Annotated in this window: 16 protein-coding genes; 2 read left to right on the forward strand and 14 right to left on the reverse strand. The window is 68.1% G+C overall.

Annotation, left to right across the window (positions count from 1 at the left end):
* Positions 1–10: 10 nt before the first annotated feature.
* Genes ACSVDO_RS25625 through ACSVDO_RS25675 form a run of 11 tightly spaced genes read right to left on the reverse strand, consistent with a single transcriptional unit; the run spans position 11 to position 13,303 of the window.
* Entirely contained in the window at positions 11–1,321 is a 1,311-nt protein-coding gene (locus ACSVDO_RS25625) for a LysR family transcriptional regulator (protein ID WP_489597878.1), read from the reverse strand.
* 44 nt (positions 1,322–1,365) lie between these two features.
* Positions 1,366–1,752, reverse strand: coding sequence for a Zn-ribbon domain-containing OB-fold protein (locus ACSVDO_RS25630; RefSeq protein ID WP_489597879.1), 387 nt, complete (start codon positions 1,750–1,752; stop codon positions 1,366–1,368).
* 2 nt (positions 1,753–1,754) lie between these two features.
* The gene (locus ACSVDO_RS25635; protein WP_489597880.1) at positions 1,755–2,942 is read right to left on the reverse strand and encodes a thiolase domain-containing protein; all 1,188 of its coding nucleotides are present in this window, start codon (positions 2,940–2,942) and stop codon (positions 1,755–1,757) included.
* Between the two features lie 17 nt (positions 2,943–2,959).
* Positions 2,960–4,714, reverse strand: coding sequence for an acyl-CoA dehydrogenase (locus ACSVDO_RS25640; protein WP_489597881.1), 1,755 nt, complete (start codon positions 4,712–4,714; stop codon positions 2,960–2,962).
* Between the two features lie 5 nt (positions 4,715–4,719).
* Positions 4,720–5,487, reverse strand: coding sequence for an SDR family NAD(P)-dependent oxidoreductase (locus ACSVDO_RS25645; protein WP_332537146.1), 768 nt, complete (start codon positions 5,485–5,487; stop codon positions 4,720–4,722).
* 30 nt (positions 5,488–5,517) lie between these two features.
* Positions 5,518–7,665 carry an acetate--CoA ligase family protein gene (locus ACSVDO_RS25650; protein ID WP_489597882.1) on the reverse strand — a complete coding sequence of 716 codons (2,148 nt, stop codon included), beginning with the start codon at positions 7,663–7,665 and terminating at the stop codon, positions 5,518–5,520.
* A 33-nt stretch (positions 7,666–7,698) separates the two neighbouring features.
* Positions 7,699–8,493, reverse strand: a complete 795-nt coding sequence (locus ACSVDO_RS25655) for a crotonase/enoyl-CoA hydratase family protein (RefSeq protein WP_332537150.1) — start codon at positions 8,491–8,493, stop codon at positions 7,699–7,701.
* Positions 8,494–8,516: 23 nt separating this feature from the next.
* Entirely contained in the window at positions 8,517–9,275 is a 759-nt protein-coding gene (locus ACSVDO_RS25660; RefSeq protein ID WP_489597883.1) for an ABC transporter ATP-binding protein, read from the reverse strand.
* Entirely contained in the window at positions 9,272–11,098 is a 1,827-nt protein-coding gene (locus tag ACSVDO_RS25665; protein ID WP_489597884.1) for a branched-chain amino acid ABC transporter ATP-binding protein/permease, read from the reverse strand. Before ACSVDO_RS25665 ends, ACSVDO_RS25660 begins: the two co-directional genes overlap by 4 nt.
* Positions 11,099–12,136 (reverse strand): branched-chain amino acid ABC transporter permease, encoded by a 1,038-nt coding sequence (locus ACSVDO_RS25670; RefSeq protein ID WP_489597885.1) that lies wholly within the window; start codon positions 12,134–12,136, stop codon positions 11,099–11,101.
* 30 nt (positions 12,137–12,166) lie between these two features.
* The gene (locus ACSVDO_RS25675) at positions 12,167–13,303 is read right to left on the reverse strand and encodes an ABC transporter substrate-binding protein (protein WP_489597886.1); all 1,137 of its coding nucleotides are present in this window, start codon (positions 13,301–13,303) and stop codon (positions 12,167–12,169) included.
* Positions 13,304–13,397: 94 nt separating this feature from the next.
* Between ACSVDO_RS25675 and ACSVDO_RS25680 the strand changes: the two genes are divergently transcribed.
* Positions 13,398–13,916, forward strand: a complete 519-nt coding sequence (locus ACSVDO_RS25680) for a MarR family winged helix-turn-helix transcriptional regulator (RefSeq protein ID WP_489597887.1) — start codon at positions 13,398–13,400, stop codon at positions 13,914–13,916.
* Positions 13,917–13,919: 3 nt separating this feature from the next.
* Here the strand turns inward: ACSVDO_RS25680 and ACSVDO_RS25685 are convergent, their stop codons facing one another.
* Genes ACSVDO_RS25685 through ACSVDO_RS25695 form a run of 3 tightly spaced genes read right to left on the reverse strand, consistent with a single transcriptional unit; the run spans position 13,920 to position 16,444 of the window.
* Positions 13,920–14,423 carry a MarR family winged helix-turn-helix transcriptional regulator gene (locus tag ACSVDO_RS25685; protein WP_332537160.1) on the reverse strand — a complete coding sequence of 168 codons (504 nt, stop codon included), beginning with the start codon at positions 14,421–14,423 and terminating at the stop codon, positions 13,920–13,922.
* A complete protein-coding gene (locus tag ACSVDO_RS25690; protein ID WP_489597888.1) occupies positions 14,424–15,383 on the reverse strand; it encodes a PDR/VanB family oxidoreductase in 960 nt (319 codons plus the stop codon). It abuts the gene before it with no gap.
* Positions 15,380–16,444, reverse strand: a complete 1,065-nt coding sequence (locus tag ACSVDO_RS25695; protein ID WP_489597889.1) for a Rieske 2Fe-2S domain-containing protein — start codon at positions 16,442–16,444, stop codon at positions 15,380–15,382. The genes ACSVDO_RS25690 and ACSVDO_RS25695 overlap by 4 nt, the downstream gene beginning before the upstream one ends.
* Before the next feature lie 469 nt (positions 16,445–16,913).
* On the opposite strand from ACSVDO_RS25695, the gene ACSVDO_RS25700 reads away from it, so the two are divergent.
* Complete coding sequence (locus tag ACSVDO_RS25700; RefSeq protein WP_489597890.1) at positions 16,914–24,221, forward strand: DUF4347 domain-containing protein; 7,308 nt, start codon at positions 16,914–16,916, stop codon at positions 24,219–24,221.
* Positions 24,222–24,296: the final 75 nt, after the last annotated feature.

Consider the following 24,296-nt stretch of genomic DNA (forward strand, 5'->3'; position numbering starts at 1 on the left):
GGGGCGGGCATCAGGCCGCGGGCAGGCGCGTATCGGTCAGGGTCGCGGCAAACTGCCCGGCCACCGCGCGCAGCTCGTCCAGCAAGGCCAGCACCGCGGGTGAGAGGCTGCCCCCCAGGCGTGTGGACGCACCTATGGTGCGGCTGGCATCGAGGCCGGGCAGCGGCACGACGGCCAGCTGGCCGCTGCGCAGTTCGGCCTCGATCTGCAGCGGCGACAGCAGCGCCAGGCGGTCGCTGCCCAGCAGCAGCGTGCGCACCAGGGCCGGGCTGTTGACCTGCAGGCGCGCGGCCGGCAGCGGCAGGTCGGCGCTCCGGAACAGGCGCTCGAACACCAGCCGCGCCGGTGTCTGCGGCAACGGCACGATCCAGGCGTGGCCCATCAACTCGGCCAGGCAACGCGGCGGCTGGGAGAGGCAAGGATGGCCGGCACGCGCGACCAGCATCAGCCGGTCCTGGAACAGCGGCTCCTGCACCAGGTCGCGCGGCGCCCCCAGAGGCCGCAGCGCACCGACGATCAGGTCGATCTCGGCGCGGCGCAGCTGCTGCACCAGCGCGTCATAGGTGCCGTCGACGATGGTCACCTGAAGGTGCGGACAGGCACTCAGCAGGCGGTCCACGGCCTGCGGGACCAGCACGCCTATGGACAATGGCAGGGCCCCGATGCGCACCTGGGCCGTGGGCCGGCCGCCGAAGGGCGCGAGTTCCTCGTGCGCCACGGCCAGCGAGGCCAGCGCGCGCTTGACGCCGCACAGCAGGGTCTCGCCGGCCTCGGTCAGCCGCGTGCCGAACGCCGTGCGATTGAACAGCACCACGCCGGCCAGGTGTTCCAGCTCGGCCAGATTGCGGTGCACCGTGGGCTGGCTGCGGCCCAGCTTGTGGCCTGCCTGCGGCCCGCTGCCCTGCTCGGCCACGGCCACCAGGCTGTCGAGCAGATGCGGCGCCACCATGGCGGCGAAGCGCTGGCCCTGGGCCTTGCGGCCCGCACCGGCGAGCATGGTGATCGCGGCGCTGGCCTGCTCCAGCTCGGAGAATGCACGGCGCGCGCGCTCGGTCAGGATGCGCCCGGCCGGCGTGGGCAGCATGCCGCGCGCGCAGCGCTCGAACAGCGCAAAGCCCAGCACATCTTCCAGACCGCGCAGCGCGCGCGTGACCGCGGGTTGCGACAGGTGCAGCACTTCGGCCGCGCGCACCACCGTGCCCTGCTCGGCCACGGCCACCATGGCGCGCAGGCCGCGAAAGTGCGGCAGCCAACCGGGCGCGCAGGCGCCGTCGTCGTCGGCAGTTGGCGTGACCCGCGCCAGGGCGGGCGGGGCCGGCATCGCGGGGCGCAAAGAAGTGACGCTGGCAAGCATGGCGCGCCCTTTCAGCAGGGCTCGAACATGGGAACCATCTGGCCGTCGGCGCTGGCCACGAAGCGCACCTGCACCGGCTGGCCTATGCGCAGGCTCGACAGGTCATCGGCCAGGAGATTGCTCAGCATGATAGGACCCTCGGCCAGCGCAACATAGGCGATGCAGTACGGCGGCTGGGCGCGCGGCAGCACGCTGAGCGAATACACCGTGCCCTTGCCGCTGGCCGGCATCCATTCGGTGTTGTCGCTGCCGGTGAACGGACTGTGCGGGCGCGGATAGTGGTAGGCGCGGCCGGTGTCGAGGCAGCGGCGCAGCATTAGCCGGCCTTCATTGGCCGCGTCCCAATAGGCGGCGGTCTCGGGCCAGATTTGCGGCGATGGGGGGATGCGGTCTTGCATGTTCAGGCCTCTCGTTCCAGGATCAGGGTGGCGCTGCCGTGGCGCGCGCCAAGTTGGCCGCCGGTGCCGTGCGCCAGCGCGAGCCGGCAATCGCGCACCTGCACTTGGGGATGGGCTTCGCCGCGCAGCTGGCGCACGGCCTCTATCACCTTGGTCATGCCGCCGCGGTTGCCCGGGTGGTTGCTGCACAGGCCGCCGCCGTCGGTGTTGACGGGCAGGCGGCCGACGCCGCTGATCAGCCCGCCGTCGGCGACGAAGCGCCCGCCTTTGCCGGGCGCGCAAAAGCCCAGGTTCTCCAGCTGCATCAGCACCGTGATGGTGAAGCTGTCGTAGAGCGAGGCGTACTGGATGTCGGCCGGGCCCACGCCCGCCTGGGCAAAGGCCTCGCGCCCGGTCTGCACGCCGCCCGAGGCGAGGATGTCGAAATGGCCGCCGTTGAGGTGCTTGACCGCAAAGCCCGCGCCTATGGGCGTGACCAGCGGGCGCTTGAGACTTCGCGCCACTTCGGGGTGGGCCACGACCAGCGCGCCGCCGCCGTCGCTGATGACGCAGCAGTCGAGCCGGTGCAGCGGCGTGGCGACGATGGGCGAATCGAGCACATCCTGCACCGTCACCGGTTGGCGCAGCATGGCATGCGGGTTGTGCTGGGCATGGTGCGAGGCCGCGACCTTGATCCAGGCCAGCTGTTCGGAGGTGGTGCCATGCTCGTACATGTGGCGTTGTGCGCACATGCCGTAGACATTGGTCACCACCGGACCATAGGGCGCCTCGAACGGCGACTCGGCCGCCGACTGGGCCTGCAGGCGGTGGCTGGCCTCGGGCGAGAACTTCTCCGCACGTGGCCGGCCCGCCTGGGTGATCAGCGCCACGCGGCACTTGCCCGCGGCAATCGCCTGGACCGCATGTGCCACATGGTTCAGATAGGCCGAGCCCCAGCTTTCGGTGGTGTCCAGATGGCGCAGGTTCAGTCCCAGGTACTCGACCATGGACAGCGGACCCGCGCCCTGGGCTTCCCAGCCGGGCACATCGCCGGCGCAGAAGTAGCCATCGACATCCGCCCACGTCAGGCCGGCGTCGGCCAGCGCGCCGGCCGCGACGTCCACGTGCAGCTGGCCCAGCGAGCGGTCCAGCGCATGCCGGGTCGGGTGTTCATAAGCGCCCACGATGTAGGCTTGTCCTTTGAGTTGCATGGTGGGGAGTTTTCCTGTCAGTGCGATGCCGCAAGCAGCGCGCCGGTGTCGGTCGCCGGTGCCAGCGCCGCGGCGCGCAGCGCCTGCGTCTCGGGCAGCATCTGGGTGAAATAAAAGCGCGCGGTTTCGAGCTTGAGCGCGTACCAGGCATCGCCCCGGCCCGCGCCCTCCAGGCTGGCCTGCGCCATGCGCGCCCACAGCCAGGCCAGCACCAGGTGGCCGGCCAGGCGCAGGAAGACCGTGCTCGCGGCCAGCGCGGCGCCCGGGGTTTCGCGCTCGCGCGCGCCCAGGGTCGCGGTCAGCGACTGCAGCTCGTCCCGCAGGCGCGCCAGCGGCGCGGCGAACTCAGCCATGGCGGCGCTGCTGCCGGGGCCCGCGAGCCAATCGCGCACCTGCGCCTGCAGCAGCTCCAGCCGCCGGCCGCCATCGCCCAGCACCTTGCGCAGCAGCAGGTCCTGGCCCTGGATGCCGGTCGTTCCTTCGTAGAGCGTGATCACGCGCGCATCGCGCACCAGCTGCTCGATGCCGGTGTCGCGCATGTAGCCGTGGCCGCCGAAGGTCTGCAGCGCCAGGCTGATGGACTGCTGCGCGTTCTCGCTCAGAAAGCCCTTGATGATGGGAGTGAGCAGACCCAGCAGCTCGCCGGCGGCGCGCGCCTGGTCGGCATCGGGATGGCTTCGCGCCTGGTCGATCAGCAGCGCCGCCCAGTGCACCAGCGCGCGCCCGCCTTCGGTCCAGGCCTTTTGCGTCAGCAGCATGCGCTGCACGTCGGGGTGCTCGACCAGCGCGCAGGGCTGGCGGCCCGCGGGCGAGCGGCCCTGGCGGCGCTCGAGCGCATAGCCCCGGGCGTTCTGCAGCGCCAGCTCGCTCAGGCCCACGGCCTGCAGGCCCGACAGCAGCCTGGCCTCGTTCATCATCGGAAACATCGCGGGCAGGCCCGCATTCAGCTCGCCGACCAGCCAGCCGCGCGCGTGCTCGAAACGCAGCGCGCAGGTCGGGCTGCCATGCAGACCCATCTTGTGCTCTATGCCATCGCAGTGCACGCCGTTGCGCTCGCCGCCTTCCAGGCGCTTGGGCACGAGAAACAGGCTGATGCCGCGCGAACCCGCGGGCGCGCCCGGCGTGCGCGCCAGCACCAGATGCACGATGTTGTCGCTGAGGTCATGCTCGGCGCCGCTGGCGAAGATCTTGCTGCCGCTGACGCGGTAGCTGCCCTGGTCGCCCGGCACGGCGCGCGTGGTGAGCAGGCCTATGTCCGAGCCGGCCTGGGGCTCGGTCATGCACATCGACGCCAGCACGCGTCCGCTGGCCAGGCCCGGCAGCCATTGCGCCTGCAGCGCGGCGCTGGCCGAATGGCGCAGGCAGGCGGCGGCGCAGTGGTTGATGGCGGCAATCATCACGAACGCATGGCTGGCCGAGGCCACGAGTTCGTTGACGACGCTGAACACCAGCGTGGGCAAGGCCTGGCCGCCCACGCGGGCGTCGGCGCAGATCGCCGGCCAGCCCAGTTCGCAGTAGGCGCGGTAGGCGTCGGCAAAGCCCGCAGGCATGGTCACTTCACCGTCGGCCCAGCGGCAGCCCGCGGCATCGGCCGCGGCATTGACCGGCAGGATGCGCTGCGCGGCAAAGCGGCCCGCTTCCTCGGCCAGCGCGTCCAGCGTCGCGGTGTCGATCGCGGCGTGGTCCGGCAGGGCCTGCAGCTGGCGGGCGGCGTCCAGCACTTCGTGCAGCACGAAGCGCAGCTCGCGCAGGGGGGGCGTGTAGTGCAGCATAGTGCTCAGCGCGGCGCCAGGCGCACCGCGCCGTCGATGCGTATCACCTCGCCGTTGAGGTAGCTGTTGCGCGCGATGTCGGCCACCAGCTGCGCGAACTCCTCGGGGCGGCCCAGGCGGCGTGGAAACGGAATGCTGTCGGCCAGCGCCTGCTGGGCCGGCAGCGGCAGGGTCTCGAGCAGCGGCGTGTGGAAAATGCCCGGCGCCACCGCCATGGCGCGCACGCCCTGCGGCGCGAACTCGCGCGCCAGCTGTATCGTCAGCGCCGCGAGCGCACCCTTGGACGCGGTATAGGCCGCCTGGCCGACCTGGCCTTCGAAGGCCGCGACCGAAGCGGTGAACAGCACCAGGCCGCGCTCGCCATTTACAGCGTCTGCGGGCTCGGCGGCCATCATTTCGGCCGCGGCCAGGCGCGTCATGTTGAACGCGCCAAACAGGTTCAGGTTCACCACCTTGATGAAGTCGGCCATGGGCATGGGGCCGTCCTTGCCCACGACGCGGCGCGCCGCGCCGCCGCCCGCGCAGTTCACCAGCAGGCGCGCCACGCCGTGGCGTGCGCGCGCCGCGGCGATCGCCGCCTGGGCGCTGTCGGCGTCGGTGACGTCGCAGTGCAGCGCCAGCCCGCCTATGCGCTCGGCCACGGCCTGGGCGCGTTCCAGCTGGATGTCGAGCACCGTGACGCGCGCGCCCAGCGAAGCCAAGTGCACGGCCGTGGCCTCGCCCAGGCCTTGCGCGCCGCCCGTCACCAGAACGGGAGTTCCTTGGAGTTCCATGTTGTCAGTCCTTTGTAGATTGCTCGCCGCTCACTGCGTGACGATCAGCGCATCCAGCGCCACGACGCCCTGGCCCTTGCCGTAGGCGACCAGCGGGTTGATGTCGACTTCGGTGATCTCGGGGTGCTGCAGCATCAGTTGGCCCAGCAGCGCGACCACCTCGGCGACCGCGTCCAGATCGACCGCGGGCGCGCCGCGAAAGCCGTCGAGCAGCTTGGCGGCCTTGAGGCTGCGCAGGCGTTGGACGATGGCGCTGCGCGGCAGATCGGGCGCGAGCAGCTGCACATCGCCCAGCGCCTCGACCCAGATGCCGCCCAGGCCGACCATCAGGATCGGTCCCCAGTTGGGGTCGCGGCTCGCGCCCACGACCAGCTCCAGGCCGCGCTCGCCCATCTTCTCGACCAGCGCGCCATCGAGCACCAGCTGCGGCTCGGCGCGGCGCACGTTGTCATGCAGGCGCTGCCAGGCGGCGCGCAGCGCGGCCGCGTCGGCGATGTTCAGCAGCACGCCGCCGACCTCGCTCTTGTGCGCCAGCGTCGCGGCCTGGGCCTTGAGCACCACGGGGTAGCCGATGTCGGCCGCAATGCGCACGGCTTCATCGGGCGTGGTCGCCAGCGCGCCCGCAGGCACGCGCAGGCCCAGCCGGCCCAGCAGCTGCTTGCCCACCCATTCGGCCTGCGTGCCGCTGCCCAGACCCAGCGGGCCGTCGAGGCGCAGCGCGGGCGCGGTATCGGGCGCGGCCTGGGCGGCGCGCGCGCGGCCGAAACGCGTGATGCGCGACAGTGCGCGCAGCGCGCGTTCGGGCGAACGCATGACGATGGCGCCGCTGCGCTGCGCCTCCTCGATGAACGCCGGCGGCAGCGGCTCGTCCTCGCTTTGCATCACCAGGATCGCGGGCTTGGCGCTGGCGCTGATGCCTTGCAGGTAGTGGCGCAGCCAGACCACGGCGGTCTCGGGGCCCGGCATGGGCAGGGACACCAGCACGCTGCCCAGGTCCGCGTCGGCCAGCAGCGACGCCGTGCCCAGCGAGATCAGTTCGGGCTTCCACGCAACCAGCGTGCCCAGGTCCAGCGGGTTGCGCGGCGGCGTGAAGTCGGGCAGATGCTCGCGCAGGCGTTCGGTCTGCTCGGCCGACAGCGCGGGCAGGTCCAGGCCCAGCGGCTCCACATAGTCCTGGGTGATGCCGCACAGCGCGCCCGAGGCCGTGACCAGGCCCAGGCCGCCCGTGGGCGCCTGCGGATAGCGCAGCAGCAGCTGGCCCAGATCGATGGCCTCTTCCAGCGTATCGACGTTGACCACGCCCGCATGCTCGACCATCAGGTGCATGGCTGCGTGGTTGCCGGCCAGCGCACCGGTATGCGACTGGGCCGCGGCCTGCGAGCGCTCGCTGCGCCCGGGGTGCAGCAGCACCACGGGCTTGCCGGCCTGGCGCGCGCGGCCGGCGGCGGCCAGGAAGTCGGGCGCGCTGCGGATCTGCTCGGCATAGACCACGATCACGCCGGTGTACGGGTCAGCGACGAAGAAGTCGATCATTTCGGCCAGGCCTTGCTGGGCCTCGTTGCCGGTGGTCATCATGTACGACAGCGGCACGCCGCGCATGCGCAGCGAGGCCGCGAGGTGCGCGCCTATGCCGCCGCTTTGCGCGACCACGGCCACCGCCTGGCCCGCGTCGCGGTCCAGCGGCGGCGGAATGTTCTGCTCGACCATGAAGACGGTGAACGCGTCCACATAGTTGAAGTAGCCCACGGTGTTCGGGCCCAGCAGCGCCAGGCCGCCGGCGCGCGCGACTTCGCCTATGCGCCGCTGCTGTTCGCGGCCGGCGTCGCCCATCTCGGCAAAGCCGGACGCAAAGCAGACCGCGCCGCGCACGCCGCGCGCCACGCAGGCCTCGATGTTGGCCAGCACGGCTTCGGACGGCAGCATCAGGATGGCCAGGTCCACGCCTTCGGGCAGCTGCGCCACGTCGGTGAGCACCGGACGGCCCATGATCTCGCCGCCGCTGCGCCCCACCAGGTGCACGGTGCCGGTGAAGCCGCCTTGGAGCATGTTGCCCAGCACCACCTGGCCGGCCGAGCCGGGCTTGGCGGACATGCCGATGATGGCCACCGAGCGCGGCCGGAAAATGGGATCGAGAGACAGGCGCGCAGCGCCGCCAATGGAAGGAGGAAGTTGGGTCATGGCAAGGGACTCGATGAAAAGGAAGGGATGGGCTCAGTCGGGGCTTACGACCTTGGCGGCGCGCTTTTCCAGGAAGGCGGCCACGCGCTGCTTGGCCTCGGGCGCGCTTTGCGTGACGGTGGCCATCAGCGCCTCGGTCATCAGGCCGTGCGACATGGGCTGCTCGGCGATCAGCGGCAGCGCGTTGAGGATGGCGAAGTTCGACAGCGGCGCGTTGCCGGCAATGCGCTCGGCCAGTTCACGCGCCTTGCGCATGCCTTCGCCGGCCGGGGTCACGTAGTGCGCCAGGCCGATGGCATGGCCTTCCTGCGCGTTGACCACATGGCCGGTGAGCATCATTTCTGCGACGCGTGAGAAGCCGATCAGCTTGCTCACGCGCACCGAGCCGCCGCCGCCCAGGAAAATGCCGCGCTGGCCTTCGGGCAGGCCGAAGTAGGCGCTCTCTTCCGCCACGCGCACATGCAGGCACGACGCGAGCTCCAGCCCGCCGCCGACGACCGCGCCCTGCAGCACGCCGATCACCGGCACGCGGCCGAACTGGATCTTGGAGAACGCGTCGTACCAGGCCAGCGAATGCTGCATGCCTTCGGCCGCGGTGGCCTCGGACAGCTCGGACAGATCGAGCCCGGCGCTGAAATGGGTGCCGGCGCCGGCCAGGATGGCCACGCTCACCGTGGCCGGCAGCGCAGCGAAGCAATCGCGCAGCTGCTCGATCACGCGCAGGCTCAGCGCATTGCGCTTCTCGGGGCGGTTGAGCGTGATGGTGGCGACGGCGCCGTCGATTTCCAGGGTGACCAGACGCGGTTCTTGCAGGGTATTGGTGTTCATGCTTGGTTTGCTCCGATGGGGTTTCAGTTCGGCACGGCGGCCGGCGCGACGGCGTCGCTGGTCGTCATGCCCATGTAGCTCTGCGCGATGCGCGGGTTGTTGGCGAGTTCGCCGGCCGGCCCCTGCAGCGCGATGCGGCCGTTCTCCAGCACATAGCCGTAGTCGGCCAGGGCCAGCGCGGCGCGCGCGTTCTGCTCGACCAGCAGCGTGGACACGCCGTGGGCGCGCAGGCCGCCGATCACATCGAGCATTTCCTGCACGATGCGCGGCGCCAGGCCCAGGCTGGGCTCGTCGAGCATCAGCAGCCGCGGCTTGCCCATCAGGGCCCGGCCCACGGCCAGCATCTGGCGCTCGCCGCCCGACAGCGTTCCGGCCAGCTGGCTGGAGCGCTCCTTGAGGCGCGGGAACAGGTCGTAGACCCAGTCAAGCTGGTCGGCCGGCGCCTTGTCGCGCAGGCGGTGGCGGCGAAAACTGCCCAGTAGCAGGTTGTCGATCACGGGCATGTCGGCAAACAGCTCGCGGCGCTCGGGCACCAGAGAAATGCCGGCCAGCACGCGCTCCTCGGTGCCCATGCCGGCCAGCGGCCGGCCGTCGAAGATCACTTCGCCCGTGCTGGGCAGCAGGCCCATCAGCCCGTTGAGCAGCGTCGACTTGCCGGCGCCGTTGGGACCGATGACGGTGACCACGCTGCCCGCGGCCAGCACCAGGTCGGCGTCCTGCAGCGCGCTGACCTGGCCGTAGCAGACGCCGAAGTTCTTGATCTGGAACAGCGGTGCGGTCATGGCGCGGCTCCCAGGTAGGCTTCGAGCACGGCCGGGTGGGTCTGTATGACCTGCGGCGCGCCTTCGGCGATCTTGCGGCCGAACACCATCACCACGATGTGGTCGGTGAGCTTCATCACGAATTCCATGTCATGCTCCACCAGCAGAATGCCCATGCCCTCGTCGCGCAGCTCCGACAGCAGCACGGCCAGGGCCTGTTTCTCGAAAGCGCGCAGGCCGGCCGCGGGCTCGTCGAGCAGCAGCACGGCGGGGTCGCAGCACAGCGCGCGCGCGATCTCCACCAGCCGCTGCTGGCCCAGGGCCAGGCTGCCCGCGGGGCGGTGCATCAGCTCGGCCAGACCGACGCGGCGCAGCGCGCGCTCGGCCTCCTGCAGCATCGCGGCCTCGATGCGCCGGTCGCGCCGCAGCACGGCCGCGACCACGCCCACCCGGGCGCGCTGGTAGGCGCCCAGCGCGACGTTCTCCAGCACGCTCATGTCGGCGACCAGCTTCACATGCTGGAAGGTGCGCGCCAGCCCCAGGCGCGAGATCTCGCGCGCGGCCCGGCCGTCTATGCGCAGTCCGCGCAGATGCACTTCGCCGCCGCTGGGCGGCAGCACGCCGGTGACCAGATTGAAGGTCGTCGACTTGCCCGCGCCGTTCGGCCCGATCAGGCCGACGATCTCGCCGGCCTTGACCGTGAGGTCTACGCCGTCGACCGCCAGCAATCCGCCAAAGCGCTTTTGCACGCCGCGCACCTGCAGCAGCGCCTCGCCCGCGGGCACGGGCGTGCGCCGCGCCAGCGCCTGCGCGCCCGGCACCACGGCGATGCGGCGCGCGGGCAGCCAGCGGCCCAGGCCGGGCCACATGCCGCCGGGCGCGAAGCGCAGCAGCAGCACCAGCACCAGGCCGAAGACGATGACCTCGAAGTTGCCCGCGCTACCGAACACGCGCGGCAGCAGCACCTGCAACTGGTCCTGCAGCAGCGTCATGACAGAGGAGCCCAGCACCGCGCCGCCCACGTGCGACATGCCGCCCGCGACCAGCATGATCACGTACTTGAGGCTGGCTTCGAGGCCGAAAGGCGTGGGGTTGACCGCGCGCTGCAGGTGGGCGAACAGCCAGCCCGAGACCGAAGCCAGCAGCGCGGCAAGGACGAACACCGTGACCTTGAGGCGCGCGGTGTCCACGCCCATGGCCTCGGCCATCTGCACGCCGCCGTGCAGCGCGCGGATGGCGCGCCCGGGCCGCGAGTCCAGCAGATTGAGTGCGCCCCAGGCCGACAGCGCGACACTGAGCCAGATCAGCGCATACATGGCGCGCGAGCCACCCAGGTCCCAGCCGAACAGGCCTATGCTGGGCAGATCGGACAGACCGTCATACTTGCCCAGCGCCTCTACGCTGCCGAACAGGTAATACAGCGCAATGCTCCAGGCAATGGTCGCCAGCGGCAGGTAGTGGCCCGACATGCGCATGGTGATCGTGCCTATGAGCCAGGCGCTGACGCCGGTCGCGCCCAGACCGACGAACAGCGTGATCCAGGGCGACCAGCCGAACGTCAGCGTGCAGTAGGCGGTCGCGTAGGCGCCTATGCCCACGAACGCCGCCTGGCCGAACGAAGTCAGGCCGGCGATGCCGGTCAGCAGCACCAGGCCCAGCACCACCAGCGCGTACAGCCCCACGTAGTTGGCCTGGGTGATGAACAGATCGGGCACGGGCGCCAGCGGCAGGGCCGCAGCCAGCAGCACCAGCGCGCCCGCGAGCAGTCGGACGCTGCCGGCGCGTGGCCCGGGGGCCGCGGCCACGGCAGCAGCTCCAGCCGGGGAAAAGGAATCGGGTTTCATTCAATGCTCCTCGGTTGCGCCGCCGCGCCTGGACAGCCACCACAGCACCGGAATCACCAGCAGGAACACGATGCTTTCCTTGTAGGCGCTGGCCAGAAAGGACGAGAACGCCTCGACGATGCCGATGGTGACCGCGCCCAGCAGGGTGAAGCCGTAGCTGGCCATGCCGCCGAAAATCGCGGCGACGAAGCCCTTGAGTCCGATCAACAGACCCGAGTCGTAGTAGATGGTCACGATGGGCGCGATCAGGATGCCGCACAGCGCGCCGATGAAGGCCGCGATGGCAAACGACATCTGCCCCGAGAACGCGACCGAGATGCCCAGCAGCTTGGCGCCCGTGGCATTGGAGGCGGCGGCGCGCAAGGCCTTGCCGGACAGGGTGTAGCCGAACACCAGCGCCAGCAGCACGATCAGCGCAACAGCCGCAGCAAGCACGATCACGCCCTGGCCGTTGATCGCCCAATTGCCCAGCAGCAGATCGCCGTCCCACAGCGCAGGCGTGCGGTAGCCTTCGACGCCGAACAGCCACAGCCCAATGCCGGCGAGCACGAAATGCACGCCCACCGAGGTGATCAGCAGCACCAACACGCTGGCATTGGCCATGGGCCGGTAGATCAGGCGGTACAGCAGCGGCCCCAGCGGCGTGACGATGGCCACGCTCAGCAGGCACTGCAGCAGCAGCGGCAGGCCGCGCGGCGCGGCCCAGACCATCAGCGCGCTGAGCGCGCCCGGTGCCACCAGGTAGTACAGCGCAATGCGCGCCAGCCGGCGCGGCTGGCCTTCGCGCAGCGCGGCTGCAGCCTCGAGCGCGCCGGCGATCAGCGCCATCGCCAGCAGCAGCCAGACCGTGCCGGGCATCTGGCCCGCCTGCAGCCAGGCCAGCGTCAAGGCGCCGAAAGTGACGAACTCACCCTGGCCGAAAAATATGATGCGCGTCACGGAGAACACCAGCACCAGCGCCACGCCCAGCAGCGCATAGATGGCGCCGGTCGTGACGCCGTCCTGCACCAGCAGCGCGCCCAGCTCAAACGAATTCATGGATCTGACTCCTTTGCAGCAGCGCGCAGATCAGGGAATCAGCGTCCACTGGCCCTTGTCGACGCGCAGCAGCGCGCGCGCGTCCGGACCATGGCCCCAGTGGTTGGTCGCCGTGTAGCGCAGCACGCCCTTGGTCACCGGGATGCCGTCGGTGTGTTCCAGCGCATCCTTCAAGGCCTCGCGAAAGGCCGGCGATCCGGGCTGGGCCTTCTTCAGCGCCACGGGAATGATCTTTTCCAGCACCAGGCCGATGTCATAGACATGGGCCGCGAACTGGGTGCGCGAGCCCGCGCCGTACTTGGTCTCGTACTCATCGACGAACGCCTGGGCGATCTTGCGGCCCGGGTGCGACGCCGGCAGCTGCTCGGGAACCTGCTCGGGGCCGGAGATGACCAGCGCGCCTTCGGCATCCTTGCCCGACAGGCGCAGGAAATCGCCCGAGACCGAAGCCGGCGTGTGGTAGACCTTGCCCTTGTAGCGGCGCTCGGCCAGGGCTTTTTGCGGCAAGGCCGCACCACCGCCCACGGCCACCACCAGCACCGCGTCCGGCCGCGCGGCCAGCACCTTGAGCGTCTGTCCGGCGACGCTGGTGTCGGCGCGCGTGAAGCGCTCCACCGCCACCACCTTCACGCCGGCCTGCTCGGCCTGCTGGTTCAGCGACTTCAGATAGACCTCGCCGTAGGCATCCGACAGTCCCAGAAAGCCCACGGTCTTGACGCCCGCGCGCTTCATGTGCGCCAGCAGGCCCTCGGTGAAGAAGCCCGAATCCATGGTCGAGCGGAACGTCCAGGTGTCGCGGCCCGGCGGCAGCTCGACCGGGTTGGGCGCGAGATGCAGCACGCCGGCTTCGTTGGCCACCTGGGCGATGGCGATGGTCGCCGGCGTGTTGGCCGCGCCGATGATCACGTCGACCTTTTCCTCCAAGAAGCGGCGCGCGTTCTTGGTCGCGATGGTCGGGTCGCCGGCGTCGTCGAGCACCTGCAGCACCAGCTTTTGCCCGCCCATCTCCTGCGGCCACATCGCGAAGGCATTGCGCACCGGAATGCCCAGCGAAGCGCCGGGGCCGGTCAACGAAGTGCTGATGCCTATGCGGATATCGGCCCAGGTGGCCTGGCTGACCAGCACCAGGCCACCCAGCGACAGTTTCAACGCGGTCGTGAACTTCATGTCATCTCCTTTTGTTAGCCTGCAAATCTGTTTACCTAGCAAACAGTTAGTTCATGCTAATCTAAAGCCTGAGATCAAAAACTAGAGGTAACCCTTGAAAACTGCGCATCCCGTAGCCGCAAAACCAAACGCCGACAACAGCCTGGCTGCAGCCCAGAAGAATCCGGCCTCCGGCGACGTGCCCGACATACTTCATGATTCGCTGGGCTATGCGATACAGCGGGCCAAGGTCCGCACCTACGAAATGCTGTTCGCCGCCTATGGCGAGGACACCATCTCGCCCGCGCGCATGACCGCGCTGTCGATCATCGGCACCCAACCCGGCACCAACCAGTCCGCGCTCGCCGAGCAGCTGCGCATCACGCGCGCCAGCATCGTCAAGGTGATAGACAACCTCGAGGCGCTGGAACTGGTCGAGCGCTGCTCCATCCCGGGCGACCGGCGCAGCTACTCGCTGCGGCTGACCGAGAAGGGCCGCCAGGAGCTGCTCAGCCTGTACGAGAAGACGCGCCGCTACGAAGTGCGCATTGCGCAAGACCTGAGCCCTGACGAGCGCGCCTTGCTGATCTCGCTGCTCGACCGCGTGGCGCTGTCCGACAAACCATCCACATAGGCGTCACGCCCGGCTCTGTTCGCGTGCCTGGGGACGGTAAGGTGCCCGGCTCATGGCGTTCTTGCTCGCGGTGAAATGCCGCAGGAGGCGCAGAAATTCGCGTTGGTCGTGCGGGCTGAAATCGTCAAGCAACGTCTTCTGCATGGCATGCATGCGGGAGTCGATCTGCCGCAGCATGTCGCTGCCCTGCGCGGTCAGGAACAGGCAGCGCTGGCGCTTGGGCGCGAGCTGGCGCGCGATCCAGCCCTTGGTCTCCAGGCGCACGGCGGTGAGCGCGGCCGACGAGGTGTCCAGCGCCACTTCCTGCGCCAAGGTCACCTGGTCTATGCCGGGCTGGGCCTGCAGGCATTTGAGAATCGCGTACTGCACCGGCGTGATGTCGCCGCCCATGGTGCTGTGGAACACCGACACCGCGATCTGGTGCGCGCGCCGTATCAGGTGCCCGGGCTGGTCGTCCAGCGCCAGGGCCGCGCCCGGGTCCTGGAACATGGCCGGTTGCACCGCCATCTACAGGTCCAGCACCAGCAGCGGCGAGCGCGAACGCGAGCAGCAGGGAGTGAACTGGTCGTTCAAGGCCTGCTCCTCCTCGGTCAGGTACATGTCCTTGTGTTCGGGAATGCCTTCGAGCACGCGCGTCAGGCAGGTGCCGCAGACCCCTTGCTCGCACGACATCTGGATCTCTATGCCGCACAGCGCCAGCGCCTGGGTCACGGTCTGCTGCGCACTGATCGGTATCACCTGGCCGGTGCTCGCGATCTTCACGGCGAAACTTCCTGCGTCCGACAGGTCCACCGCCTCGCCCGCGAAGAACTCCCAATGCAGTTGAGATTCGGGCCAGCCCGCCTGGCGCGCACTGTCCAGCACCCAGTCCATGAAGCCCTTGGGCCCGCAGGCATAGATATGCACGCCGGCGCGCACCGGGCCGAACGCCGCGAGCGGATCGAGCGCCGGCCCGGCGTCGGCAAAATAATGCGCCACATGGGGCGCGAGTTCGGGCGCGGCCAGCGCATCGGCAAACGCGGTGTGCGCGCGCGAACGCGTGCAGTAGTGCAGCCGGAAGTCCTGGCCTGTGCTGCCCAGGTGGCGCGCCATGCTCAGGATGGGCGTCACGCCTATGCCGCCCGCGAACAGCAGATGCTGCTGCGCGGTCTGGGCGAGCTCGAAATGGTTTCGCGGCGCGCTGATCTGCAGCACATCGCCTTCGGCCACGGCGTCGTGCATGGCGACCGAGCCGCCGCGCGAGGCGCTCTCGCGCAGCACGCCGATCACATACCTGCCGGTCTCGGCAGGAGGGTTGCTCAGCGAGTACTGGCGCACAAAGCCGCCGGGCGCGTGCACATCGATATGCGCGCCCGCGGTGAATGCGGGCAGCGGCTGATCACGCTCGGCCACCAGCTCGAGCCGGCAGATGGTCTCGGTTTCCAGCGTCTTGCGCGCCACGCGCACGGTGAGCAGTTCAGCGCTCATGCCGCGGCTCCCGCGGTCGCGATCGCGGCAACGACACCGGGCGCATTGCGTTCGGCCTGCAGCCAGCGGTCGATCACGCGGCGCGACTGCACGCCGCCGGAGTCGATGTTGAGCATCAGCAGCTTGCGCTCGGGGTAGCGCAACAGGTTCTGCTGCTGGCGCTCGAGCATTTCCATGTCTTCCGCGAAGATCTTGCCCTGGCCTTCGCGTATGGTGTCCGTGAGCGCCTGGTCCTGGGGCTTGAAGTTGCGCGCCATGCCCCAGAAGTAATGGTGCGAAGTGTCGGTCTCGGGCGTGATGAAGTCGACCACGATGCTCGAGACCTTGTGCTCGGGCAGCGCGTCGTAGCCGCCCTTGCCTTCGAGCGCCACACCGACTTCGATCATCACGTGGCTGGGCGGCGTGAAGCGGCAGATCTGCCAGCGGTCGACCAGCTGGTCGTCGGGCAGGCCGTTGCCGCGCAGCGCCATGCGCCAGAACGGCGGCGCATGGATCTTCTCCATGAAGCGGCTGGTGACGACCTCGTCGCCCACGACCTTGGTATTGACCGGCGCCTCGTCGATCTCCTTCTGGCCGATGCTGCTGGCGTGCACATAGGTCTCGTGCGTCAGGTCCATCAGGTTGTCGACCATCAGCCGGTAGTCGCAATGGATGTGATAACGGCCGCCGCCGTAGGCCCAGTCGGGGCTTTCGGCCCATTCCAGATGGTGCAGCGGCGTGGGCACGCCCGTGCCCGGCCAGACCCAGATGAAGCCATAGCGCTCGATCGCGGCAAACGCGCGCACCGGCGGAAAGCCGCGCACGCGCTGGCCCGGCATGGAAACCGTCTTGCCGTCGCAGCCCATTTCCAGCCCGTGGTAGCCGCAGACCAGCTTGCCGTCGACCACCGTGCCCAGCGACAGCGGCGCGCCGCGGTGCGGGCAGAAGTCCTCCAGCGCCACCGCCGCGCCCGCGGCATTGCGGTAGATCACCATGGGCTCGTTGCAGATCTTGCGCCCCAGCGGCTTGGCGCCCACTTCGTCGGACATGCACGCCACATACCAGGCATTCTTGGGAAACATCGTGAGGCTCCTTGTCTTTATGGGTCAGCTCATTGAGTGTGCTGAATATGATTCAGTGTACTGAATGAACAGCCAAAATTGAAGGCGTCAAAGCCTGCGGATTTCCCTATTGACATCTATGGAAGAAACTATTCACCGGTTTCTGTGGATTGCCGTAGCGCTGCCGCAGCCCCCGTGGCGGTCCGGGACTTCAGCCCATTGCAGGTGGCTTCTTATGCGTAAAAGTCACTTGCATCCAGTTGTGTGAATTTGTGTTTTTTGTATAATTTTCTTTAGTTTACACAGCCAGCATTAAATGCTCTGGCCATCGGTTTCTATTGGGTTTCATCGAAGCCGCAACCTTTATGAGCCCCTTCCGCCGCGGGGCTTTTCCACAAGCGCAGCACGGCTGCACGGTTGCAACTGCAAGCAAAAACAGCCGCTGTCACCGACCACACCAGTGGCTGATTCCTATTCAAAGGTACTTTTCATGGACCGCTCCACCACTGCTGCCGCCGCTGCGCCGGATTCCTCACGCCAAGTCGTTTTCGTGAATGCCGGCCTTGCCGATCTTTCCGGCCTTCTGCAGGGCCTGCCGCCCGACATGCAAGTGGTGCTGCTCGACGAAACCCAGGACGGCCTGCAGCAAATGGCCGATTACCTGCAGGGCCGCGACGGACTGCAGGCCATCCACCTGCTGTCGCATGGCGCGCCGGGCACGGTGCAGGTGGGCAATACCTGGCTCAGCAGCGCCAACTTGGCGGAACACCAGGCCGCCTTGCAACGCATAGGCGCGGCGCTGGGTGAAGACGGCGATCTGCTGCTGTATGGCTGCAGCACGGGAGCGGATGGAGAGGGCCAGGCCTTTATTGACCAGTTAGCGGCGCTCACGGGCGCCGACGTGGCGGCCTCGACGGACGCGACCGGTACGCTGGCTCTGGGTGGCAATTGGGCGCTGGAGCAAAGCAGCGGGGAGATCGCGGCGGCCGCATTATCCGTTGAAGCCTACCAGGGCCTGCTGCTGGATCCCTGGAGTCAGGCCTATACGCCGTTTGTTACACCCATCGCTGGCGCAGGCCGTGTAACCGTGGGCGATTTCGACAACGATGGCGACACCGACATTCTTTACCAGACCGGCGGCAATGGCAGCGCCTGGGCCTATGCGCGCAGCAATGGAGATGGCACTTTCAGCGCTTCGGACCAGAGTGGCTCGCCTTTCGCCGGGCTTGCGCTCCCCAACCACAGCGGCAGCAATTATTTCGTTGGGGATTTCGATGGTGACGGCGACAAGGATGTGCTGGTGGGAATCGACTCCACATCAGGCAACTACTTGCGCAACGACAACGCGTCTTTCACCTTGGTCCCCAACAGTGCTTTCCCAGCCCCGGGCCAGGGAGCGCGAATGGTCGTCGGCGACTTCGATGGAGATGGCGACACCGACATCCTGTACCAGACAGCAGCCAACGGTTCGGCTTGGGCCTATGCCCGCAGCGAAGGCAATGGCGGTTTCACCAACATGGCATTAAGCAGCTCGCCATTTGCGGGCCTCACACTACCGGACCATACAGGCACAAACTACTACGTAGCAGATTTCGATGGCGATGGCGACCAGGACATCCTCGCCGCAATCAACAACCAAGCCGGCACATTCCTGCGCAACGACGGCAGCAGCTTCAGTGTCGCAAACAATGCGACTTTCCCTGTAAACGCGGCCGCCGGCCGCATGCTGGTAGGCGACTTCGACAGCGATGGCGACGCCGACATCCTCTACCAGACAGGCAGCAACGGCAGCGCCTTTGCCTACGCACAAAGCAACGGCGATGGCAGCTTCACCTACTTGAACAAAGCGTCGTCGCCTTTTTACGGAGTGACACTTCCGGACCACACCGGCACAAATTACCGCACAGGCGATTTCAACGGTGATGGCAATATCGACATCTTCTTCGCGACCGCAGGCAGCCAGGGCACCGTCTACTTGCAAAGCGGCAGCCGGCCCAAACTGCTCAGCGCCACTCCTGCCGACAACAGCCTGAATGTCGCCCCCACCGCCAACATCGTGCTGACATTCGACCAGGGGGTCAGCAAAGGCACGGGCAATATCTATATCGTGAGCACTTCGGACAATGCCGTGGTGCAGACCATTGCCGTGGGCAGCGCATCGGTCACCGGCTCGGGCACCACCTGGACGATCGATGCTCCGGCCGATCTGGAACAGGGCAAGTCCTATGCGCTGCGTATCGACAGCAAGACTTTCGCCAATGCCGACGGCAAGGTCTTCGCTGGAATCAGCGACAACACCACGCTGAACTTCACCACCTCGAGCGTGCAGCCACCCGTCATCGGCAACCTCAACACCGATACCGTCAGCTACCTCGAGGACAGCCCGCTGGTGCTGATCGACGCGGGCGGCAATGCCGTCGTCACCGACCTCGACTCCGCGAACTTCGGTGGTGGCAAGCTGACCGTTCAGATCGCCAATGGCGGCAACTCCGCCGAAGATATTCTGCTGATACGCGACCAGGGTGCGGGCGCCAATCTGGTGACTGTCAGCGGGGCCTCGGTCATGTACAACGGACTGGTCATTGGCACATTCACAGGCGGCAGCAACGGCAATTCGCTGGAACTGACACTGACGGCCAATGCGACGCCGACCACCGTGTCCGCGGTGCTGCAGAACCTGGCCTATCGCAACAGCAACACGGCCGACCCGTCCACCACGCAGCGCGAAGTTTCCATCAGCCTGTCAGACGGCGCCGGCGGCACCAGCGCAGCGGCCTTGGTCCACGTGAATGTTCTGGCCGTCAACGATGCGCCCGTGGTCAGCAGCACCGGCACCAACCCGACCTACACCGAAAACGCCAGCGCGGTCGCACTGTTCACCGGCACCTCGATCAATACCATCGAGTCAGGGCAGACGGTGAACATGATGACCTACACCGTCACCAACCTGGCCGACGGCGCTGCCGAAAAGCTGGTGATCGACGGCAGCACTGTGACCCTGACCAACAGCTCCTTTGTGGTCACCGCCGGCAACAGCGCGACCGTCTCGGTCTCGGTCGCCGGCAACACCGCCATCGTGACGCTGGCGCATGCCGGCCTGTCGGCGCTCGCGGCGCAGACCATCGTCAACAACACCGCCTACCGCAACGACAGCGAAGGACCGTCGGGATCGGCGCGAGTGGTCACCCTGATCGGCTTGCGCGACAGCGGCGGCGTTGACTACGGCGGCAACGGGATGGCCAGTCCGGGCATCACCAGCACCGTGAGCGTCATCTCGGTCAACGATGCACCGACCCTCAGCGGCGGCCCGTTCTCGATGGCCAGCGTCAATGAAGACACCGCCACCCCGGGCTACCAGGTGAGCACGTTGCTCGGCGGCCTCAGCCATGGCGACGTCGATACCGGCGCGCTTGCCGGCATCGCCGTGACCGCAACCACCGGTCGCGGCATCTGGCAGTACTCCGCCGATGGCACTATCTGGACCGATTTCGGCACCGTCTCCAATACCAGCGCTCTGCTGCTGACAACCGAGACCCAGGTCCGCTACCTGCCGGACGCAGTCAACGGCGAGAACGTCGACCTTACCTTCCGTGCCTGGGATCGCACCACCGGCAGCGCCTCGACCCCCGGGTCACGCGGCCTGGCCGATACCAGCACCAATGGCGGCAGCACGGGGTTCTCCGCAGGCACGGCCCAGTCGACCCTGGTGGTCAGTTCCATCAATGACGCACCGGTGCTCACTGCCGTGGCACCCACGCTGTCAGCACTGACCGATGGTGCAGTCAACAACGCCGGCGAACTGGTCGGCGTTCTGCTGGGCAACGTGACCGACGTCGACACCGGCGCGCTCAAGGGCATTGCCATCACCGGCGCCAGCTCCACCTATGGACAGTGGCAGTTCAGCACCGATGGCGGCACGAGCTGGAGCGACGCAGGCATCGTGAGCGACGCGGCGGCCTTGCTGCTGCGCGCCACCGACAAGATACGCTTCACACCGGACGGCCTGCATGGCGAAACCCCATCGATCACCTACAAGGCCTGGGATCAGACCAGCAGCACCGCAGGCCAGCAGGGAACCAAAGTCAGCACGGCCACTTCGGATACAACTGGCGCATTCTCGACGGCCACGGATACGGCCAGCGTGACGGTCACCGCGGTCAACGATGCGCCACAACTGACCGCAGGGGCGGGTGCCGACGCAGCCTTCGTCGAAGGCGCCAACACCGCCTCGCAGCCCGTGGTCATCGACAGCGGCATCACCGTGTCCGACCTTGACAGCCCCACGCTGGCCAGCGCCACCGTCAGGATCACCAACTCGGAAAGCACCGATGTTCTGGGCCTGGTGGCCGTCGCCCAGACCATGGGCGACATCGACGCCTTGTGGGACGCCGCCACATCCACCCTGAATCTGTCGTCGGCCGCAGGCGCCAGCGCCGCCCAATGGCAGGCGGCACTGGGTGCCGTCACCTACACCAGCACCTCGGAGAACCCGGATACCACCACCCGGAACATCGAATTCAAGATCAACGACAGCAGCCTGGACAGCAATATCGTCAACCGCAGCGTGAGCGTGGATGCGATCAACGATGCCCCGGTCAATACCGCCCCCGCCACCCAGAGCATCAAGCAGGATGCCACCTTGACCTTCAACACCGCCAACGGCAACGCCATTTCCGTCGGCGATGCGGATGGCGATCTGCTGGAAGTGACGCTGACCGCCACCAATGGAACCTTGACGCTGCCGCCCTCGCTGGACATCGCGGTGACCAGCCCGAGCGGCAGCACTGATGTCACCACCGTGACATTCACGGGCAACAAGGGCCCGGTCAACGATGCTCTGCAAGGCTTGATCTTCACGCCCACCAGCGGCTACCTGGGCAGCGCAAGCATCACGGTCGTGTCCAATGACCTGGGCTTTTCCGGCAGCGGCGGCCTCAAATCGGACAGCGACACGATCTACATCACGGTCAACCCGCTGAACCCGTCCATCTCCGATATCAGCGCCTCGCAGGCCGACGGCAGCTACAAGGTGGGCACCACGCTCACCATCGTCGTCAGCTTCGACCAGGCCGTGAACGTCGATACCACGGGCGGGGTGCCGGTATTGCTGCTGGACCTGGGCCAGCCCGGCCGCCAGGCCACCTACAGCAGCGGCTCGGGCACCACCGAACTGAGCTTCACCTATACCGTGCAGGCCGGCGACAACAGCGCCGATCTCGACTACTTGAACAGCACGGCCTTGCAGCTTATGGGCGCCGCCATCCAGAGCGCGGGCGGCGACACCGCCGTGCTGACCCTGCCTGCGCCGGGAACCGCGGGCTCGCTGGGCGCAAACCAGGCCATCGTCATAGACACCACGGCGCCCACGCAGACCTTCAGCGCCCTGCAGTTTTCGCACGACACGGGCGGCAACACCGCGGACTTCATCACCCGCACCGCCGCCCAGACCATCACCGCCACGCTCAGTGCCACGCTAGGCGCGGGCGAGAAACTCTATGCTTCGCTGGACGGCGGCAACCACTGGCTCGACATCACGGACAAGGTCCAGGGCCTGGATCTGAGCTGGGACAACGCCACGCTCTCCGGCAGCAGCACGCTGCGCCTGAAAGTCATCGACGCCGCGGGCAACGAAGGCGCCCCGCTGATCCAGACCTACGAGCTCGACGCCACGGCCCCGGTCTTCAACCCCGTACTCAGCAGCCCCGCCGACAACGCCGCCGCCGTCGCCACCAGCGCCGCCCTGGTGCTCGACTTCGGCGAGCGCCTGGGCTCGGCCGATGCCGGCAAGATCTTGCTGCACGACACGCTGGCCGGCACCACGGTCGCCATCGCCGCCACCATCGACGGCGCCGGCCGCCTGGTCATCACGCCCGCTGCGGCGCTCAAGGCCGGCACCGCCTACCACCTGACCTGGGATGCCGATGCCATTGTGGACGTGGCCGGCAATGCCGCCGCCGCCCTGGCCGATGCAACGGCGTTCAACTTCACCACCGCGCAACCGGTCACGCCGACCGAGCCCACCGAGCCAACGGAACCCTCGCTGCCGCCCCAGATCGTCGACGGCGCCAGCGTCACCACCAGCACGCGCACCGACAGCAACGGTGTGACCACCACGACCACGCGCATCGCCCCTGTCGCACCCAACCGCAACGAAGACCCCAACACGCCCCACAGTGCGCTGGCCGATGTGCCCCTGGCCAAGGACGCCAACGGCAATGTTCTGGTGCAGGTCGGCCTGCCCACGGGCGTGGGCGTGAGCTCCGACAGCAGCAGCGGCGCCAACCTGACGCTGCGCGACCAGCTCATGGCCGCGACCTCGCCGCGCACGCTGCCCGGTGACTTCGCCACGCTGCTGCAGCAAGGCATAGACGCCTATGTACCCACGGTCGGCGACCAGTCACAGGTCACGGTGCGCACGCTGACCTTCAGCACCGCGCCCGGCGCCACGGCCTCCAGCCAGCCCATCGTCGTTCAAGGCACCACGGGCACCGGCGAGAGCGATCTGTCCCACCCACTGCGCCAGGAAGCGCTGGTGATCGATGCGCGCGCACTGCCCGCGGGCAGCGTGCTGGACCTGAGCCGCGTCGAGTTCGCCATCGTCATCGGCGCGGTACGCGTCATCGGCGGCGAAGGCCGCAACTTCGCCATCGGCGACGCCAGCGCACAGACCATGATCCTGGGCGCGGACGACGACCTCCTGCACGGCGGCGGCGGCAAGGACACCGTGGGCAGCCTGGGCGGCAACGACCAGGTGTTCGGAGACGCCGGCAACGACATCGTGTTCGGCGGCACGGGCCACGACCTGCTTTCGGGCGGCACGGGCAACGACCGCCTTGACGGCGGCCTGGGCTGGGACACGGCGCTGCAGGCCGGCAGCCTCGCCGACTACACGCTGTCCACCGACGGCCAGGTGCTGGTGTTCACGCACCGCACGAGCGGCGAAGTCGATCGTCTGAAATCCATCGAGCAAGTCAAGTTCGACAGCGGCGCTGCGCTGTACATCGCCGACAGCGAAGCCGAAGCCGCCGTGGCGCATATCGCCACGCACTGGCTGGGTCGCGCGCCCACGGCCGAGCAAGGCGCCTGGGCCCAGCAGCACAGCGAGTTGACCGCACTGCAGGTCGCCGAGGTGGTGCTGCAGGCAGCGCCTGGACTGTTCCCGGGCCGCACGGCCCAGGAACTGGTCGCGGGCCTGCAGGACAATGCCCAGATCGTGCGCATGAACGTGATCCCGGAACTCAACCAGGGCACGGCGGGCCACGAGGAACTGCGCGTCGAGCTCAACCGTGCCGACGTGCATCTGGTGCGCACCGGCACTGACCGCTGGGAAGGCACCTCGCTGATCGACGGCAACATGGCCGAATCGGTGGGCATAGAACGCCTGCACCTCAAGGATGTCAGCGTGGCGCTGGATGTCGATGGCACGGCCGGCCAGGTGGCGGGTCTGCTGGCTGTGCTGTTCGGCACCGAGGGGCTTGCGCACCAGGGCCTGGCGGGCGCGGGCCTGGCGGCGCTCGATTCCGGCATGAGCTTCGAGGTACTCAGCGGCTATGCCATTGATGCGCTGCAGCAGCAGCAAGGCCAGGCGTTCACGGCGCAGGCACTGGTGCAATTGCTCTGGACCAATGCCACGGGCAGCGTGGGCACGCAGCAGCAGTTGCAGCCCTTCGTTCAGCAGCTGCAAACGGGCGAGATCGGCGACCGCGCGCTTGTCAGCGCCGCTGCGGAGTACGCTCTGGCCCATCCTTCGGCGGAACTGGTGGGCGTGCTGGAGTCGGGCTTGCTCTACTCCGCCTGAGCCTGGCGTGCGGGCCTGAGCGAAACAGCAGGCCCGCACGAAGACGGCCGGCATGGCGCAAGGTTTGCGGCCCGT

Source organism: Comamonas sp. DB36 (assembly GCF_057914905.1).

Bases quoted from the DNA above. Each gene is read 5' to 3' on its own strand.
- ACSVDO_RS25625 (WP_489597878.1), bottom strand. From the start codon at position 1,321: ATGCCGGCCCCGCCCGCCCTGGCGCGGGTCACGCCAACTGCCGACGAC.
- ACSVDO_RS25630 (WP_489597879.1), bottom strand. From the start codon at position 1,752: ATGCAAGACCGCATCCCCCCATCGCCGCAAATCTGGCCCGAGACCGCC.
- ACSVDO_RS25635 (WP_489597880.1), bottom strand. From the start codon at position 2,942: ATGCAACTCAAAGGACAAGCCTACATCGTGGGCGCTTATGAACACCCG.
- ACSVDO_RS25640 (WP_489597881.1), bottom strand. From the start codon at position 4,714: ATGCTGCACTACACGCCCCCCCTGCGCGAGCTGCGCTTCGTGCTGCAC.
- ACSVDO_RS25645 (WP_332537146.1), bottom strand. From the start codon at position 5,487: ATGGAACTCCAAGGAACTCCCGTTCTGGTGACGGGCGGCGCGCAAGGC.
- ACSVDO_RS25650 (WP_489597882.1), bottom strand. From the start codon at position 7,665: ATGACCCAACTTCCTCCTTCCATTGGCGGCGCTGCGCGCCTGTCTCTC.
- ACSVDO_RS25655 (WP_332537150.1), bottom strand. From the start codon at position 8,493: ATGAACACCAATACCCTGCAAGAACCGCGTCTGGTCACCCTGGAAATC.
- ACSVDO_RS25660 (WP_489597883.1), bottom strand. From the start codon at position 9,275: ATGACCGCACCGCTGTTCCAGATCAAGAACTTCGGCGTCTGCTACGGC.
- ACSVDO_RS25665 (WP_489597884.1), bottom strand. From the start codon at position 11,098: ATGAAACCCGATTCCTTTTCCCCGGCTGGAGCTGCTGCCGTGGCCGCG.
- ACSVDO_RS25670 (WP_489597885.1), bottom strand. From the start codon at position 12,136: ATGAATTCGTTTGAGCTGGGCGCGCTGCTGGTGCAGGACGGCGTCACG.
- ACSVDO_RS25675 (WP_489597886.1), bottom strand. From the start codon at position 13,303: ATGAAGTTCACGACCGCGTTGAAACTGTCGCTGGGTGGCCTGGTGCTG.
- ACSVDO_RS25685 (WP_332537160.1), bottom strand. From the start codon at position 14,423: ATGGCGGTGCAACCGGCCATGTTCCAGGACCCGGGCGCGGCCCTGGCG.
- ACSVDO_RS25690 (WP_489597888.1), bottom strand. From the start codon at position 15,383: ATGAGCGCTGAACTGCTCACCGTGCGCGTGGCGCGCAAGACGCTGGAA.
- ACSVDO_RS25695 (WP_489597889.1), bottom strand. From the start codon at position 16,444: ATGTTTCCCAAGAATGCCTGGTATGTGGCGTGCATGTCCGACGAAGTG.
- ACSVDO_RS25700 (WP_489597890.1), top strand. From the start codon at position 16,914: ATGGACCGCTCCACCACTGCTGCCGCCGCTGCGCCGGATTCCTCACGC.